The 16,147-nt window shown below is 66.6% G+C and carries 13 protein-coding genes; 7 read left to right on the top strand and 6 right to left on the bottom strand.

Going from position 1 to position 16,147, the window contains the following annotated elements; genetic code table 11:
- Positions 1-92 precede the first annotated feature (92 nt).
- From pnp to ACZ1H8_RS10260, 6 genes are all read right to left on the bottom strand, one after another.
- Positions 93-2,435 (bottom strand): polyribonucleotide nucleotidyltransferase, encoded by a 2,343-nt coding sequence (pnp, locus tag ACZ1H8_RS10285; RefSeq protein WP_465181199.1) that lies wholly within the window; start codon positions 2,433-2,435, stop codon positions 93-95.
- A 224-nt stretch (positions 2,436-2,659) separates the two neighbouring features.
- The gene (rpsO, locus tag ACZ1H8_RS10280) at positions 2,660-2,929 is read right to left on the bottom strand and encodes a 30S ribosomal protein S15 (RefSeq protein WP_110154068.1); all 270 of its coding nucleotides are present in this window, start codon (positions 2,927-2,929) and stop codon (positions 2,660-2,662) included.
- A 16-nt stretch (positions 2,930-2,945) separates the two neighbouring features.
- Entirely contained in the window at positions 2,946-3,842 is an 897-nt protein-coding gene (truB, locus tag ACZ1H8_RS10275) for a tRNA pseudouridine(55) synthase TruB (RefSeq protein ID WP_465181198.1), read from the bottom strand.
- A 9-nt stretch (positions 3,843-3,851) separates the two neighbouring features.
- Positions 3,852-4,535, bottom strand: a complete 684-nt coding sequence (locus ACZ1H8_RS10270; protein ID WP_465181197.1) for a site-2 protease family protein — start codon at positions 4,533-4,535, stop codon at positions 3,852-3,854.
- A 77-nt stretch (positions 4,536-4,612) separates the two neighbouring features.
- A complete protein-coding gene (locus tag ACZ1H8_RS10265; RefSeq protein WP_465181196.1) occupies positions 4,613-5,014 on the bottom strand; it encodes a DUF6491 family protein in 402 nt (133 codons plus the stop codon).
- A gap of 41 nt (positions 5,015-5,055) precedes the next feature.
- Positions 5,056-5,640 (bottom strand): thymidine kinase, encoded by a 585-nt coding sequence (locus ACZ1H8_RS10260; protein ID WP_465181195.1) that lies wholly within the window; start codon positions 5,638-5,640, stop codon positions 5,056-5,058.
- Between the two features lie 106 nt (positions 5,641-5,746).
- Here ACZ1H8_RS10260 and ACZ1H8_RS10255 point away from each other — a divergent pair, with 106 nt between their 5' ends.
- The 7 genes from ACZ1H8_RS10255 to rbfA all read left to right on the top strand — a co-directional run bounded on the left by ACZ1H8_RS10255 (position 5,747) and on the right by rbfA (position 16,111).
- Complete coding sequence (locus ACZ1H8_RS10255) at positions 5,747-7,705, top strand: alpha/beta hydrolase family protein (protein WP_465181194.1); 1,959 nt, start codon at positions 5,747-5,749, stop codon at positions 7,703-7,705.
- Between the two features lie 116 nt (positions 7,706-7,821).
- Complete coding sequence (locus ACZ1H8_RS10250; RefSeq protein WP_465181193.1) at positions 7,822-9,705, top strand: alpha/beta hydrolase family protein; 1,884 nt, start codon at positions 7,822-7,824, stop codon at positions 9,703-9,705.
- A 152-nt stretch (positions 9,706-9,857) separates the two neighbouring features.
- Positions 9,858-10,403 (top strand): ribosome maturation protein RimP, encoded by a 546-nt coding sequence (rimP, locus tag ACZ1H8_RS10245; protein ID WP_465181192.1) that lies wholly within the window; start codon positions 9,858-9,860, stop codon positions 10,401-10,403.
- Between the two features lie 4 nt (positions 10,404-10,407).
- The gene (gene nusA, locus ACZ1H8_RS10240; RefSeq protein WP_465181191.1) at positions 10,408-12,030 is read left to right on the top strand and encodes a transcription termination factor NusA; all 1,623 of its coding nucleotides are present in this window, start codon (positions 10,408-10,410) and stop codon (positions 12,028-12,030) included.
- On the top strand, positions 12,011-12,760 hold the full coding sequence (locus tag ACZ1H8_RS10235) for a DUF448 domain-containing protein (protein ID WP_465181190.1): 750 nt from the start codon (positions 12,011-12,013) through the stop codon (positions 12,758-12,760). Before nusA ends, ACZ1H8_RS10235 begins: the two co-directional genes overlap by 20 nt.
- An 8-nt stretch (positions 12,761-12,768) precedes the next feature.
- Positions 12,769-15,561, top strand: a complete 2,793-nt coding sequence (gene infB, locus ACZ1H8_RS10230; RefSeq protein WP_465181189.1) for a translation initiation factor IF-2 — start codon at positions 12,769-12,771, stop codon at positions 15,559-15,561.
- A gap of 136 nt (positions 15,562-15,697) precedes the next feature.
- Positions 15,698-16,111, top strand: a complete 414-nt coding sequence (rbfA, locus tag ACZ1H8_RS10225; protein WP_465181188.1) for a 30S ribosome-binding factor RbfA — start codon at positions 15,698-15,700, stop codon at positions 16,109-16,111.
- Positions 16,112-16,147: the final 36 nt, after the last annotated feature.

The following is a 16,147-nucleotide window of genomic DNA, read 5'->3' as shown; positions in this document are numbered from 1 at the left end:
AAGTAAAGCGGATCAAGGTCCGGCATTCGCGCACGGAAAAGGGGCCCGGAATTGCTTCCGGGCCCCCATCCTCTCCGAACTTTCGCCGGATCTCAGTCGTCGTTGCCGGTCAGGAACGCGGGCAGGCCGATATCCTCGCCACCCTCGTCCTTCGAGCCGCCTTCCGAACGCTCGCGGCGCGGACCGCGATCGCCACGGCCGCCACCGCCGCCTTCGCGACGCGGGCCACGGTCACGATCGCCGCCGCGGCCACCCTCGCGACGACGGTCGCCACGGTCACCACGGTCGCCGCGCGGTTCGCGGGGCTCACGGGCGGGACGGGTGTCCTCCAGCTCTTCGCCGGTTTCCTGATCGACGACGCGCATCGACAGGCGAACCTTGCCGCGCGGATCGATCTCGAGGACCTTGACCTTGACTTCCTGGCCTTCGCTCAGGGCGTCCGACACCTTCTCGACGCGCTCGTTCTTGATCTCCGAGACGTGGACGAGTCCGTCCTTGCCGCCCATGAAGTTCACGAAGGCACCGAAATCGACCAGGTTCACGACCTTGCCGGTGTAGATCTTGCCGACTTCCGCTTCCTCGACGATGCCCTTGATCCAGTTCATCGCGGCTTCGATCTGCGAATGGTCGGACGAGCTGATCTTGATCACGCCCTCGTCGTCGATGTCGACCTTGGCGCCGGTGGTCGCGACGATCTCGCGGATCACCTTGCCGCCCGTGCCAATGACGTCACGGATCTTGGTCTTGTCGATCGTCATGGTCTCGATGCGCGGCGCGTGCGCCGACAGCTCGGTGCGGGTCTCGCCCAGCGCCTTGGCCATCTCGCCCAGGATGTGCGCACGGCCGTCCTTGGCCTGTGCCAGCGCGACCTTCATGATCTCTTCGGTGATGCCGGCGATCTTGATGTCCATCTGCAGCGAGGTGATGCCCTCGCTGGTGCCGGCCACCTTGAAGTCCATGTCGCCGAGGTGATCCTCGTCGCCCAGAATGTCCGACAGGACCGCAAAGTCCTTGCCTTCCAGGATCAGGCCCATCGCGATGCCGGAGACCGGACGCTTGAGCGGAACGCCGGCGTCCATGAGGCTGAGCGAGCCGCCGCACACCGTCGCCATCGACGACGAGCCGTTCGACTCGGTGATGTCGCTGGTCAGGCGGATCGTGTAGGGGAATTCTTCCTTGGTCGGCAGCACCGGGTGCAGCGCGCGCCATGCCAGCTTGCCATGGCCGACTTCGCGACGGCCCGGCGCGCCGAAGCGGCCGACTTCACCGACCGAATAGGGCGGGAAGTTATAGTGCAGCATGAAGTGCTGGTAGCTGAGGCCGCCCAGACCGTCGATCATCTGCTCGGCATCGCGGGTACCCAGGGTACAGGTCGCGATCGTCTGCGTCTCGCCGCGGGTGAACAGCGCCGAGCCGTGCGCGCGCGGCAGGAAGTGAACCTCCGCCTCGATCGGACGGACGGTCTTGGTGTCGCGGCCGTCGATGCGGCGGCCTTCCTTGAGGATCGCACCGCGGACGATGTCGGCCTCGAGCTTCTTCACCAGCTTCAGCGTGCCCAGATATTGGGCCGGATCGCTTTCCTTGAGGTCGGCGAACGCCTCGCGTGCCTTGGTGCGCGCTTCGTTGATCGCATTCTGACGCTCGGACTTGTTGGTCAGCTTGTAGGCTGCGGCCAGATCGTCGCCGATCGCTGCCTTCAGCTTCGCCATGGTGGCGGACTTGTCCTCGACCGGGGCCAGCTCCCAGGGGTCCTTGGCAGCCTGCTCGGCCAGCTTGATGATCGCGCCGATCACCTTCTGCGACTCGCGATGCGCGAACATGACCGCGTTAAGCATGACCTCTTCCGAAAGCTCCTTGGCTTCGGATTCGACCATCATCACCGCGTCCTGCGTCGCCGCGACGACCAGGTCGAGATCGCCTTCGGCCACCTGCGCGTCGGTCGGGTTCAGCTGGAACTCGCCATCCTTGTAGCCGACGCGAGCCGCGCCGATCGGGCCCATGAAGGGGACGCCCGAAATGGTCAGCGCCGCCGAGGCAGCGACCATCGCGAGGATGTCGGGCTCGTTCTCGCCGTCATAGGAGAGGACCTGACAGATCGCGTTGATCTCGTTGTAGAAGCCTTCCGGGAACAGCGGGCGGATCGGACGGTCGATCAGGCGGGAAACCAGCGTTTCCTTTTCGGTGGCGCCGCGCTCACGCTTGAAGAAGCCGCCCGGGATCCGGCCGGCTGCCGAGAATTTTTCCTGATAATGGACGGTGAGCGGGAAGAAATCCTGCCCTTCCTTGACCGTCTTGGCGGCGGTGACCGCGCACAGCACGACGGTTTCGCCGAGCGTCGCGATGACCGCGCCGTCAGCCTGGCGGGCAACCTTGCCCGTTTCGAGCGTCAGCGTCTTGCCGCCCCACTCGATCGATACGGTTTTCTTGTCGAACATTTGATTTCCTTCACTCCCCGCGCCCTATGCGCGGGGGGCCAATCATGGACGCCTGCACGGTGTCCGATTTAGATGAGCCGAGAGTGGCTCGTTTGGGGTCGGCCGAATTGCCTTCCCCGCATCGCATTCCCGCCTGGGCGGAAACACGGTTGCCAGCGTGTCACGCTGGGGCCCGGCGGTTACGCCGGAATGACAAAAAGGCGACCCGAAGGTCGCCTTTCCGGTTACTTGCGAAGGCCCAGCTTCGCGATCAGTGCGCCATAGCGCTCCGCGTCCGACTTCTTGAGATAGTCGAGCAGCGAGCGGCGCTTGTTGACCAGCATCAGCAGGCCGCGGCGCGAATGGTTGTCCTTGGCGTGCGTCTTGAAGTGCTCGGTCAGGTTGGTGATCCGCTCGGTGAGGATCGCAACCTGGACTTCGGGGCTGCCGGTGTCGCCCTGTGCGCGGGCATGTTCGGTGATCAGCGCTTCCTTGCGCTCGGGAGTTATCGACATCGTCGTCCTTTCTTCATTACAGGTTGAACCCGCGAACGACCCGGACGAATCCGGCCTGAGCCTCCACCAGCGCGATCGGGGTTTCTCCCAGCAGCGCGAAATATTGGCCATCGTCAGCGTGCGTCCCGGCCAGAACCTGCCCCCTGCGGAGCAGCCCTGCCTGGTCGGGATCGAGGGGTAGAGCCGGGATGTCGTCCAGCCCCGCCCTCAGCGGCAGGAGGCAATGTTCAAGCGTGCGGCCCTTACCCGCATCCGCCAGAATGTCCAGCGAAATCGCGGAATCGAGCCCGAACGCCCCCGCCCTGATCCGCCGAAGCATCGTGACATGGCCGACGCTGCCGACGGCCAGCGCGATGTCGCGCGCCAGGCTGCGGATATAGGTGCCCTTCGACACATGTGCACGCAGCGTGACCGATTCGAGTGCACCGTCACCGCCCTCGACACCTTGGATCGACAGGGCGTGGATGGTGACCGCGCGGCTGGCCAGCACCACCGCCTCGCCGGCGCGGGCGAGGTCATAGGCACGCTCGCCGTCCACCTTGAGGGCGGAATAGGCGGGCGGCACCTGATCGATCGGACCGGTGAAGCGCGGCAGCACCGCCTCGACCGCACCGAGCGCCGGGCGGACATCGGAGGTCGCGGCCGGCACGCCCTCCGCATCCAGCGTGTCGGTCTGGACGCCGAAATCGAGCGTGAAGTCGTAGACCTTGTCGCTGTCGAGCATCCGCCCGGCCAGCTTCGTCGCCTCGCCCAGTGCGATCGGCAGCACGCCGGTCGCCAACGGATCGAGCGTGCCGCCATGCCCGACCTTGAACTTGCCGTACTTGCCGTCGCGCAGTGCGCGCTTCACTGCGCTCACCCCCTGGGTCGAGCCGAGCCCCAGCGGTTTGTCGAGAATGATCCAGCCATGCATCGCGGCGCCTTAGACGGTGATGCCGGCACCCCAAAGGAAGAATCGGGCGATGCCGAGGACGATTGGGCTGACCAGCTGGCGAACAATGTCGAGCTGCGGCGAAATCGTCGGCAGGACGACGAGAAGACCGATCAGCAGCAGGATGCCGTAGCGGCCGAATGCCGCATATCGCGCCGCCAGCGGGCGCGGCAGCAATCCTTCGACGACGTGCCCACCGTCGAAGGGCGGGATGGGCAACAGGTTGAAGACCGCCAGGAAGATGTTGATCAGAAGGAAATTGGCCAGATTGTCGATGACGAACCCCATCATTGCCGAGGGTTCGGAGCCGGGGTCCGCCGGGCCGATCAGCCCCAGCAAAACCGCTGCAACCGCTGCCAGGAAGAAGTTCATCAGCGGCCCGGCGATCGCGACGATCATCATGTCGACGCGCGGATTGCGCAGGCGCTGCGCATCGACCGGCACTGGCTTGGCCCAACCGAAGACCGGCGCCTTGGACAGGGCGAGAACCAGCGGCAGAACGATCGTCCCGATCGGATCGACATGCTTCACCGGATTGGGGCTCAGCCGTCCCAGCTCTGCCGCGGTCGGGTCGCCGAGCATATTGGCCACCCAGCCATGCGAAATCTCGTGAAGCACGATCGCGATGATGAGCGGGATCAACCAGATCGAAACCGAATAGACGAGGTCGTTCAAAAGGAAATCACTCCATCGGCACCATAGCGGTACCCATCATATAAAGTCATGGCGGCGCCGTCCCGCCGCCATTGCGCTTAGCCCTGCGTCGCCTGCTTTGCGGCCTTGTGACCGCGCGCCGGCGGCGCGTCGCTGCGGACCAGGCTGGTGATCATGCAGCGGTCGCGACCGACGACGATCGTATCGCCGCGCGACAGGCTGCTGGAACCGCCAAAGGTCTGGAAGCCGACGCGGATCGCGAAGGGCAGGTCGAAACATGGCCCGGCCAGGTCGGCATGATACCAGCTGCGGCGCTGATCCTGCAGATAGATGCCGTGGCCGTCATCGTCGGGCGTGAAGGTGCGGATCCCCATCGTCGTTGCGAAGGGAATCTCGGCCTCCTGCGCCTTGGCCGGCGGTGCCGACTGGGCAGCGGCAGCGGTGGCGACGGGCAATGCGGCAAGCAGTGCGGGGATGAGCAGGACGGACTTCAGTTTCATCGGGCATTTCCTGTGACCAAGAACAGCCCCCTTCCGCTCACTTAGATAGGCACGCCGGTGCGCTGCATGAAGTGCTTGCGACACATTGCGACATATCTCTCATTGCCGCCGATTTCCTTCTGCGCCCCCTCGCGCACGGCATGCCCCTCATCGTCGACGCGAAGGTTCATCGTCGCCTTGCGCCCGCACTCGCACACCGACTTGATCTCGACCAGCGCGTCGGCCAGCGCCAGCAGTTCGGCGCTGCCGGGGAACAGCCGCCCCTGAAAGTCGGTGCGCAGGCCGTAGCAGAGCACCGGAATACCGACCTCGTCGGCGAGATGGGCGAGCTGGCGGACCTGTTCCGAGGACAGGAACTGCGATTCGTCGACCAGGATGCAGGCGAGCGGTGCGCGGAAATGCTCATCCTCGGCCAGGACGCGCAGGTCGGTGCCGCCATCGAACGGGATCGCATCCGCCCTCAGACCCAGGCGGGAATCGATCACGCCATGCCCGCCGCGGTCATGCGCCGCGGCGGTGAACAGCAAGGTGCGCATGCCCCGCTCGCGATAGTTGAAATCGGCCTGGAGCAGGGTGGTCGATTTGCCCGCGTTCATCGAGGCGTAGTAAAAATAGAGTTTGGCCATTGCGTCGTCCTAGGCGCAGGCCGGATGCCCCACAATGGTTCGGATACGCCTTGCGGACCGCCGCCGCTTGCTCTCAATTGAAGCGGGGTATTCAAGGGGGAAATCGATGCGGTCCGGAGTTTTCGCAGCGGCGCTTGCCGTGCTCGTGCTGGCATGGCCGACGGGGGTGGCCGCGCAGGCGTCATCAGTCGAGCCGAAGCCGCAAGAGGCGCTGCCGGTCCCGACCGCGGCGGACTTCGGCGCGCTGCCGCTGACTTCGGGCCCGAGGCTCTCGCCTGACGGCCAATGGATCGCGATGCGCGCGCTGGTGGACGGCAAGACCCGGCTCGCACTCGTCGATCTCTCGACGCCCGATCACAAGGTGCGCACCAGCGGCCTGCCGGCCAAGCACCAGCTGGAATGGTATCGCTGGGCAGGAAGCAACCGCCTGCTGATCAGCATCAGCCGGATGGACGTGCTGATGGGCGAGGATGTGCGGGTCACGCGGCTGTTCTCGCTCGACCTGGCCGCGGGCAAGATGATTCCGATCGGGCCGAAGCTTCAGGGGGTCGATGGCGACGACCTGGTCCATGTCGACCGGAGCGGAGCCTTCGTGCTGCTGAGCACGCAGCCGACCATCTATGAATACCCCTCGGTCTATCGAATCGACCTGGCAACCGGGAAATCGAGCCAGATCGTCCACCCGCAGGAGCATGTCTGGGAGTGGATCGCGGATCGCGACGGGGTGGTGCGCGCCGGGCTGGGCGTGGACGAATCGGGCTGGTGGATGATCTACCGCTCGACCGGCAAGGAGAGTTTCCGGCGGACGATCCGGCGCGACGGACGCAGCGCGAGCCGCAAGGACGAGGTGATCGGCCAGTTCGAGCTGATGCCCGGCACCGATGAGGGGCTGGCGCTCGCATCGGGCAAGAGCGGGCGATTCGGCCTCTATCGCTACGACTTCCGCACCGATTCGCTGGGCGAGCGGCTGTACGAACATGCCGATGTCGATGTGGACAGCTATGACACCGGAGCCGAGGGCGCAGTGTCGAATGTTTCATTCACCAGCGAGCGCGACGAGGTGCTGTGGTTCGATCCCGTACTGAAGCGCCAGCAGGAGCGGATCGACCGGGCGATGCCGGGCCGGTTCAACCATATCGTCTCGGCCAGCGCCGACCGGATGCGGATCCTGGTCTATAGCGGCGCGGTCGACCATCCCGGCTCGTTTCTGCTGCTCGACCGCAAGACCAACCAGATGGAGGTCTTTTCCGAGGTGATCCCGGAGGTGCTCGGCAAGCGCCTCGCGAAGACCGCGCCTGTCCGGTACACCGCGCGCGACGGGCTGGAGATCCCCGGCTACCTCACCCTGCCGCCGGGCAAGGGCGACAAGCACCTGCCGCTGATCGTGATGCCACATGGTGGCCCGTTCGCACGCGACAGCCTGAGCTATGACGCCTGGGCGCAGTTCCTTGCCTCGCGTGGCTATGTCGTGCTGCAGCCCAATTTCCGCGGCTCGACCGGATTCGGACGCCAGTTCGTCGAGAAGGGCACCGGCCAGTGGGGCCGCGGGATGCAGGACGATCTCGACGACGGCGTGAAGTGGCTGGCGAGCCGCGGGACGATCGACCCCAAGCGCGTGTGCATCATGGGCGCCTCCTATGGCGGCTATGCCGCAATGTGGGCGGCGGTGCGCAATCCCGACATCTATCGCTGCGCGATCAGCTTTGCCGGCGTGTCCGACCTGCCCTCGCAGCTGCGCTACAGCCGCGAGTCCTTCGTCGCGGCCCGCTATTTCCGCGACTGGCGCGACCGGGTGCGCGGCGACAGGGATTTCGACCTTCAGGACATCTCCCCGCTGCGCCAGGCAAGCCGGATCTCGATCCCGCTGCTGATCGCGCATGGCACCGAGGATCATGTCGTGCCGATCTCGCAGTCACGGCGGATCCATCAGGCGCTGCTGAAGCTGGGCCGCGCGCATGACTATGTCGAATACAAGGACGAGCCGCACGGGTTCGAGAGCGCGGGCAACGGGACCGACTTCCTCGAACGGGTCGGTGCGTTTCTCGACAAGCACAATCCGTCCTGACTCCGGGCCTTCTGGCGGGGTCGGAATCGGAACGGTTGCGATACGCGTCACCCCGTGCTTGCCGGGACGGAGACCGCCGGTCATGCTGCGTTCATCATTCGGCGGGGGTCGATGTCATGAAGCGAGTGCTGATCGTCGCCGCCATTGCGCTGGGCATGTTGCATGCCGCATGCGCCGGTGCGACCGATCCGGTGACTCCGCCGATTGCGGTCCGGACCGCCCCCAGCGCGGCCGACCTGGTCGCGCCGTCGGTGATGAGCGACCCGCTGCTTTCCCCCGACGGCAGCCGCATCGCCGCCCGCGCGCTGGTCCGCGGCGTGCCGATGCTGGTGCTGGTCGATGTCCGCAGCGCCGCGCATCCCGCGACCCCGCTGCCGCTGGCGCCGGGCCAGCAGCTCGACAGCTTCAGCTGGGCGGGGAGCAATCATCTCGTGCTCGGGCTGAACGCCAAGGGGCGGTTTCACTATGTCGTGCGCGACCTTGGCGGTGGCGCGGACGTGGCGATCCGGCGCGACGGGCGCATCATCCATATCGATCGGGCCGGGCGCTTCCTGCTGCTGAGCGGCGGCAATCCGGACTCGCCCGCGGTGATCCGCGTCGACCTGTCGAGCGGCGAGGACGAGCGCATCGTTGCGCCGCAAAAGGGGGTTCGCACCTGGTATGCCGATGCCGACGGCGTGGTGCGCGCCGGGCTGGCCTGGGCCGGCGGACGGCCGGCGATGCTCTATCGCGCCGGCGAGGACCAGAAATTCATCCGCACGCCGGAAGCGCGGGGGGACACGCCCGAGATCGAACAGATCGTCCCGGTGCGCGGCACCAGCCAGGGCTATGCCATTGCCGGGACGCAGACGGGGCGGATCGGCCTGTATCATTATGACCTGAGTGCGAACCGGCTGGGCGCGCTGATCTATCAGCATGAGCGGGTCGACCTGGACGGACTGGAAACCGATCCCGGCGGGCGGCTGATCGGCGCGATCTTCACCGAGGATCGCGAGCAAGTCCGCTGGCTGGACCCGGCGATGCGCACGCTTCAGCAGAGGGTCGATTCGGCGCTTCCCGGTCGCGAGAACCGGATCCTGGCGCGAAGCGATCCCCGGCTGCTGGTGTGGAGCACTGCCGATGGCGATGCGGGGGCCTGGTATCTGTTCGACCGCGCGGCGGGCGGGGCAACGCTGCTGGCCCGGCCGCGCGCGACGCTGAACGAAACGCGGCTGGCGACGGTCCGCCCGATCCGCTTCGTCGCGCGCGACGGGCTGGACCTGGGCGGCTATCTTACCCTGCCCCAGGGCAAGCGCGACCATGCGCTGCCGCTGGTGGTAATGCCGCATGGCGGGCCGTTCGCGCGCGACACCGCCGATTATGACAGCTGGGTCCAGTTTCTCGCGGCGCGCGGCTATGCGGTGCTTCAGCCCAATTATCGCGGATCGACCGGGTTCGGTCGCGCCTTCGAGGCGCTGGGCGACGGGCAATGGGGCCGGGCGATGCAGGACGATATCGACGATAGCGTCGCATGGCTGGCGCATACCGGCACGATCGACCCGAAGCGCGTCTGCATCATGGGCGCGTCGTTCGGCGGTTATGCCGCGATGTGGGCGGCGATCCGCAATCCCGACCGCTATCGCTGCGCAATCAGCTATGCCGGGGTCTCCGACATTGCCGGGCAGCTCGCCTTCGACAAGCCGACCTTCGAGAGCGGGCGGTCGTTCCGCGGGTGGCAGCGCCGGATCCAGGGCGACGACACCGCCTTCCCGCTCGATTCGATCTCGCCGCTGAAGCAGGCGGCGCGGATCCGCATCCCGCTGCTGATCGCGCACGGCACCGCCGACGATACGGTGCCGTTCGACCAGTCGCTGAAGCTGCACCGTGCGCTGGAGCGGCTGGGACGGCCGCACGAGTTCGTGTCCTATCGCGGCGAATATCACTCGATCCGGCTGCCGGCGAACGAGGCCGACTTCCTCAACCGGGTCGGCGCGTTCCTGGCATTGCACAATCCCGCCTGAGCGCCGCGGCCGGTCCGCGCCGCTTTGGGACTTGCCCCACGGCCATGGGCGACGTATATCCCTGCTTGCTTTCTCGACATCGTCAAACATGCCGAGCCGGAACCGGAAGGTTCCCGGCAGCGAAGGCGCATAACTCGTTTGCAAGGACTCGCATGGCGGACATCGCCGCACTGACCGCATTGATCGAACCGGAGACGCAGGCGCTCGGGCTGGCGCTCGTGCGCGTCAAGATGTTCGGCGGACAGTCCGATCCGACGCTGCAGGTCATGGCCGAGCGGCCTGACACCCGCCAGCTGACGATCGACGATTGCGCCGAGCTGTCGCGCCGCATCTCCGAACGATTCGACGTGCTCGAGGCGGCGGGTCGCGATCCGATCGACCATGCCTATCGGCTCGAGGTCAGCTCGCCCGGGATCGACCGCCCGCTCACCCGCCTCCAGGACTTCGAGGACTGGAAGGGTCATGAGGCGCGGGTCAATCTGAACGAGCGCACCGAGGACGGCCGCAAGCAGCTGACCGGCATCCTGATGGGTGTCGACGGCGATTCGATTACCGTCGATGTCCGCAAGCATCGCGAAGTGACCGTGCCGTTCGCGCACGTCCTCGATGCCAAGCTGAGCATGACCGACGCACTGATTGCCGCAACCGCGCCCATCTCGACCGAAGGCGCGGACCAGATCATCGAAGTAGAAGGGTAAGAGGATGGCCACTGCCATTTCCGCGAACAAGGCCGAGCTGATCGCGATCGCCGATTCGGTCGCGAAGGAAAAGCTGATCGACCGCGCCATCGTCATCGAGGCGATGGAAGACGCGATCCAGCGCGCCGCCAAGAATCGCTACGGCATCGAGAACGACATCCGCGCGAAGCTCGACCCGCAGTCGGGCGACCTGCGCCTGTGGCGCGTCGTCGAGGTGGTCGAGGCGGTCGACGACTATTTCAAGCAGGTCGATCTGAAGGGCGCGCAGAAGCTTCAGAAGGACGCCAAGATCGGCGACTTCATCGTCGATCCGCTGCCCCCGATCGAGTTCGGTCGCATCCAGGCCCAGGCGTCGAAGCAGATCATCTTCCAGAAGGTTCGCGACGCCGAGCGCGAGCGCCAGTTCGAAGAGTTCAAGGACCGGGTGAACGAGATCATCACTGGCGTGGTGAAGCGCGTCGAGTTCGGCCACATCGTCGTCGACCTGGGCCGTGCCGAGGGCGTGATTCGTCGCGACCAGCAGATCCCGCGCGAAGTGGTTCGCGTCGGCGACCGCGTCCGTTCGATCATCCTGAACGTGCGCCGCGAGAATCGCGGGCCGCAGATCTTCCTGAGCCGGGCGCACCCCGAGTTCATGAAGAAGCTGTTCGCGCAGGAAGTGCCCGAGATCTATGACGGCATCATCGAGATCAAGGCAGCTGCCCGCGATCCCGGAAGCCGTGCCAAGATCGGCGTGATCAGCCATGATTCGGGTATCGACCCGGTCGGCGCCTGCGTCGGCATGAAGGGCAGCCGCGTGCAGGCCGTCGTGCAGGAGATGCAGGGCGAGAAGATCGACATCATCCCCTGGTCGCCCGACACCGCGACCTTCGTCGTCAATGCGCTGCAGCCGGCGAATGTCAGCCGCGTCGTGATCGACGAGGAAGACGACCGCATCGAGGTGGTGGTGCCCGACGACCAGCTGAGCTTGGCGATCGGCCGCCGCGGCCAGAATGTCCGCCTGGCCAGCCAGCTGACCGGCAAGGCGATCGACATCCTGACCGAGGCAGACGCGAGCGAGAAGCGCCAGCGCGAGTTCGTCCAGAATTCCGAGATGTTCCAGAACGAGCTGGACGTCGACGAGACGCTGGCCCAGCTTCTGGTCGCAGAGGGTTTCGGCAGCCTCGAGGAGGTCGCCTATGTCGAGCTCGACGAGCTGGCGACGATCGAGGGCTTCGACGAGGAGCTCGGCCAGGAACTGCAGAGCCGCGCGCAGGAAGCGCTGGACCGCCGCGAGGAAGCCAATCGCGAGGAGCGCCGCGCATTGGGCGTCGAGGACGATCTGGCGACCATGCCGTACCTGACCGAGGCGATGCTGGTCACGCTGGGCCAGGCGGGCATCAAGACGCTCGACGACCTGGCCGACCTGGCGACCGACGAGCTGGTCGAGAAGAAGCGCGTCGAGCCGCGCCGCCGCAACGAGGACGCCCCGAAGCGCCCCGAGCACAAGGGCGGCATCCTGGCGGAATATGGCCTGACCGACGAGCAGGGTAACGAGATCATCATGGCAGCCCGCGCGCACTGGTTCGCGGACGAAGAGCCGGCAGCTGCCGTTGGGGAGGACGCTGTTGCGGACTCCGAACGATGAGAACCCGTCGCTAGACAGCGCCGATGGTCCGATCCGGAAATGCATCATTTCCGGAGACCGTGACGCGCGCGAGCACCTGGTCCGCCTGGTGCTCGCGCCGGACGGAGAAGTGTGGCCCGACGTCCGCGCCAAGGCGCCCGGGCGCGGCGCCTGGATCGGCACGACCCGCAGCGAGCTCGAGGAAGCCCAGGCCAAGGGCAGGCTGAAGGGCGCGCTGGCGCGTGCCTTCAAGACCGGCGACTTCCGCATTCCCGCCGACCTTGGCGAACGGATCGAGGCTCAGCTTCAGCGCGCCGCGTTCGATCGCCTGGGGCTGGAGGCAAAGGCCGGCTTCGTCGTCACCGGCGGCGAAAAGCTCGACAAGGCGGCGCGGATGGGCAAGCTGCGCATGCTGCTGCACGCCGCCGATGCCGGCGCGGATGGCGCGTCGAAGCTGGCCCAGGCATGGCGCGTGGGCAGCGACAGCGAAGGCAGTGGCCTCAAGGGGTTAACATTGCCGGTCCCGCGCACCATATTGTCAATGGCACTTGGCCGCGAAAATGTGGTACATGCCGGCCTTATAGACGCCAAAGCGGCCAAACGGGTGAGCCACGCGCTCGACCGGTGGCTGCACTTTATCGGACCCGATCCTGCTTCACGCTCTTGCGAATCCGTTTCGCAGGGCACATCGGCGCTTCCGCCGGATGGATCGCGGACAGACGAACACGACGCATTGACTGAAGGACTTTGAGCAGGCGCATGAGCGACAACGAAAACGAAAAGCCGAAACTGGGCATGCGCCAGCCGCTGGGCCTCAAGCGCACGGTCGAAACGGGCAAGGTGAAGCAGAGCTTCAGCCATGGCCGCTCGAACACCGTGGTGGTCGAGGTCAAGCGTCGCCGCGTGCTCGGTCCGCAGGGCCAGCCGGTGCAGGACGAGGCGGCGCCCGCCGTCGCGGCACCCGAGCCCACCCCCACCCCGGCCCCCGCCGCTCCCGCGCCGGCACCCACCCCGCGTCCGGCGGCCGATAATCTGTCGCCGCAGGAGCGCCAGGCGAAGCTGCTGCGCGAGGCCGAGGAACAGCGCATGCAGGCGCTGGAGGAAGCGCGCCGCCGCGAAGAGCGTCAGCGCCAGGAAGCCATCGAGGCCGACGCCCGCCGCGCCGAGGAAAAGGCGCGCGCCGAAGCCGAGGCAGCAAAGGCAGCGGCTGAGCCGAAGCCCGAGCCCAAGGAGGAAGCACCGGCTCCCGTAGCCGCACCTGCGCCCGCTGCCACGCCCGCACCCGCGCCTGCCGCCACCCCAGCCCCTGCGGCACCGGTGGCAGCGACGCCTGCGCCGACCGCTGCGCCTGCGCCCACCCCCGCACCTGCACCGAAGCCTGCCCCCGCGCCAGCTCCGGCGCCCGAGCCGTTCACGCTCCAGCTCGACCCGAATCGGCCTGCGCCGCGTCGGTTCACGCCGGTGCCGCGTCCCGAGATCCCGAAGCCCGAGCCCAAGCCCGAGCCGCGTCAGGAAAGCGCCGCGCCCGCAGCGCGTACGCCTGGTTCGCCCGCGCCGGCACAGGCGCGCCCCCAGCCGGGTGGCGCAGGTGCGGCCGCGCCGCGCCGTCCCGAACCGGCTCGCCCCGCACGTACCGCCGGTCGTCCGGGCGACGATCGTCGCCAGTCGGGCAAGCTGACCGTCACCCGCGCCCTGGGCGGCGACGATGGTGCGCGTGCGCGCAGCCTCGCCGCGCTGAAGCGCGCTCGTGAGAAGGAAAAGCGGTCCTATGGCGGCCCGCGCGAGCCGCAGGCGAAGCAGGTCCGCGACGTGGTCGTCCCCGAGGCGATCACCGTCCAGGAGCTGGCGAACCGCATGGCCGAGAAGGGCGCGGACCTGGTCAAGGCGCTGTTCAAGATGGGCATGCCCGTCACGATCAACGCAACGATCGACCAGGACACCGCCGAACTGCTGGTCACCGAATTCGGCCACAACATTCAGCGCGTCAGCGATGCCGATATCGACCTGGTCGAGACCGAGGCGGACGCCGACGAGACGCTGAAGCCGCGTGCGCCGGTCGTGACCATCATGGGTCACGTCGACCATGGCAAGACGTCGCTGCTCGACGCGCTGCGCGGTACCGATGTGGTGCGCGGTGAAGCCGGTGGCATCACCCAGCATATCGGCGCCTATCAGGTCACGCTGAAGGACAAGTCAAAGATCACCTTCCTCGACACGCCGGGCCACGAGGCATTCACCGAAATGCGCGCGCGCGGTGCGAACGTCACCGACATCGTCGTGCTGGTGGTTGCCGCGGACGACGGGCTGATGCCGCAGACGATCGAGGCGATCAACCACACCAAGGCGGCCGGCGTGCCGATGATCGTGGCAATCAACAAGATCGACAAGCACGAGGCGAATCCGCAGCGGATCCGCGAGCGCCTGCTCGAGCACAATGTGCAGGTCGAGGAGATGGGCGGCGAGACGCAGGACGTCGAGGTCTCGGCGCTGAAGAAGATCGGCCTGGATACGCTGATCGAGAAGATCCAGCTTCAGGCGGAACTGCTCGAACTGCGCGCCAACCCCGATCGCGAGGCCGAAGGCACCGTGATCGAGGCGAAGCTGGACAAGGGTCGCGGCCCGGTCGCGACGATCCTCGTCAACCGCGGTACGCTGCGGGTCGGCGACGTGTTCGTCGTCGGCGCGGAGAGCGGCAAGGTCCGTGCGCTGGTCAACGACAAGGGCATGCAGCTCAAGGAAGCCGGTCCCTCGGTTCCGGTCGAGGTGCTGGGCCTGTCGGGCGTGCCGATGGCGGGCGATCCGCTGCAGGTCGTCGAGAACGAGGCACGCGCCCGCGAGGTCGCTGCCTATCGTGCCGGCGTCATCCAGCAGAAGCGCACGACCAACACGCCCGCGAGCCTGGAGAGCATGTTCTCCGCGCTCAAGGAGAAGCAGGCGATGGAGTATCCGCTCGTCGTCAAGGCGGATACCCAGGGCACGGTCGAGGCGATCATCGGCTCGCTGAACAAGATCTCGACCGACGACATCAAGGTCCGGATCCTGCACTCGGGCGTCGGCGGCATCACCGAGAGCGACGTGAACGTGGCTGCGGCCTCGGGCGCGCCGATCATCGGCTTCAACGTCCGTCCGAACGCCAAGGCGCGCGAGATCGCCGAGCGGAACAAGGTGGCGCTGAAATATTACGACGTCATCTATGACCTGACGGATGAGATCCGCGCCGGCATGGCCGGTCAGCTCGGTCCCGAAGCATTCGAGACCGTCGTCGGCCGCGCCGAGATCCGCGAAGTCTTCTCCGCGGGCAAGCATGGCAAGGCAGCCGGTCTGCTGGTTACCGAAGGCGTCATCCGCAAGGCGCTCAAGGCGCGCATCACCCGCGACGACGTCATCGTCTACACGGGCGAGATCGCGTCGCTGCGTCGCTTCAAGGACGATGTTGCCGAAGTCCGCGCCGGCCTCGAGTGCGGTGTGACCTTCAGCAACAACTTCATCGACATCAAGGCCGGGGATTATCTCGAGACCTTCGAGGTCGAGCTGCGCGAACGCACGCTGTGACACATGCCTTCTCCCCCTGCGGGAGAAGGACAGGACCCGGGCCGGCGGCTCGGGAGGAAATGAGGGTGACGGCCGGTCCGTCGCCCTCTTTCCACATCACCGGCCCGTTGCCGGCGGATGTGGGCAAGAGGTTCGAATGAAGCACGCCGAAACCCCCGAAAACCGATCGGTCCGCCTGCTGAAGGTGGGCGAACAGGTGCGTCACGTCCTGTCGGACATCCTTGCGCGCGGGGACGTGCACGACGACGTGCTGGCCAAGCATCTGGTGTCCGTCACCGAGGTGCGCATGTCGCCCGACCTGAAGCACGCGACCGTGTTCGTGAAGCCGTTGCTCGGCAAGGACGAGGCCGTCGTGCTGAAGGCGCTGCGCACCAACACCGCCTATCTGCAGAGCGAAGTGGCGCAGCGGGTGAACACCAAATATGCCGCCCGGCTGAAATTCCTGCTCGACGAGAGCTTCGACGAAGGCACGCGCATCGACAAGCTGCTGCGCGATCCCAAGGTCGCGCGCGACCTGGAAGAAGACGAGTCGCCCGCGGACGACGCCTGACCCGATTGGCGGAAGCATAGCCCTTACAATCATTTG

This window comes from Sphingomonas sp. BL-S-25, from assembly GCF_055521555.1.
The sequence above is the reverse complement of the archived record's forward strand: the minus strand, read 5'-3'. Positions and strand labels throughout refer to the sequence as shown.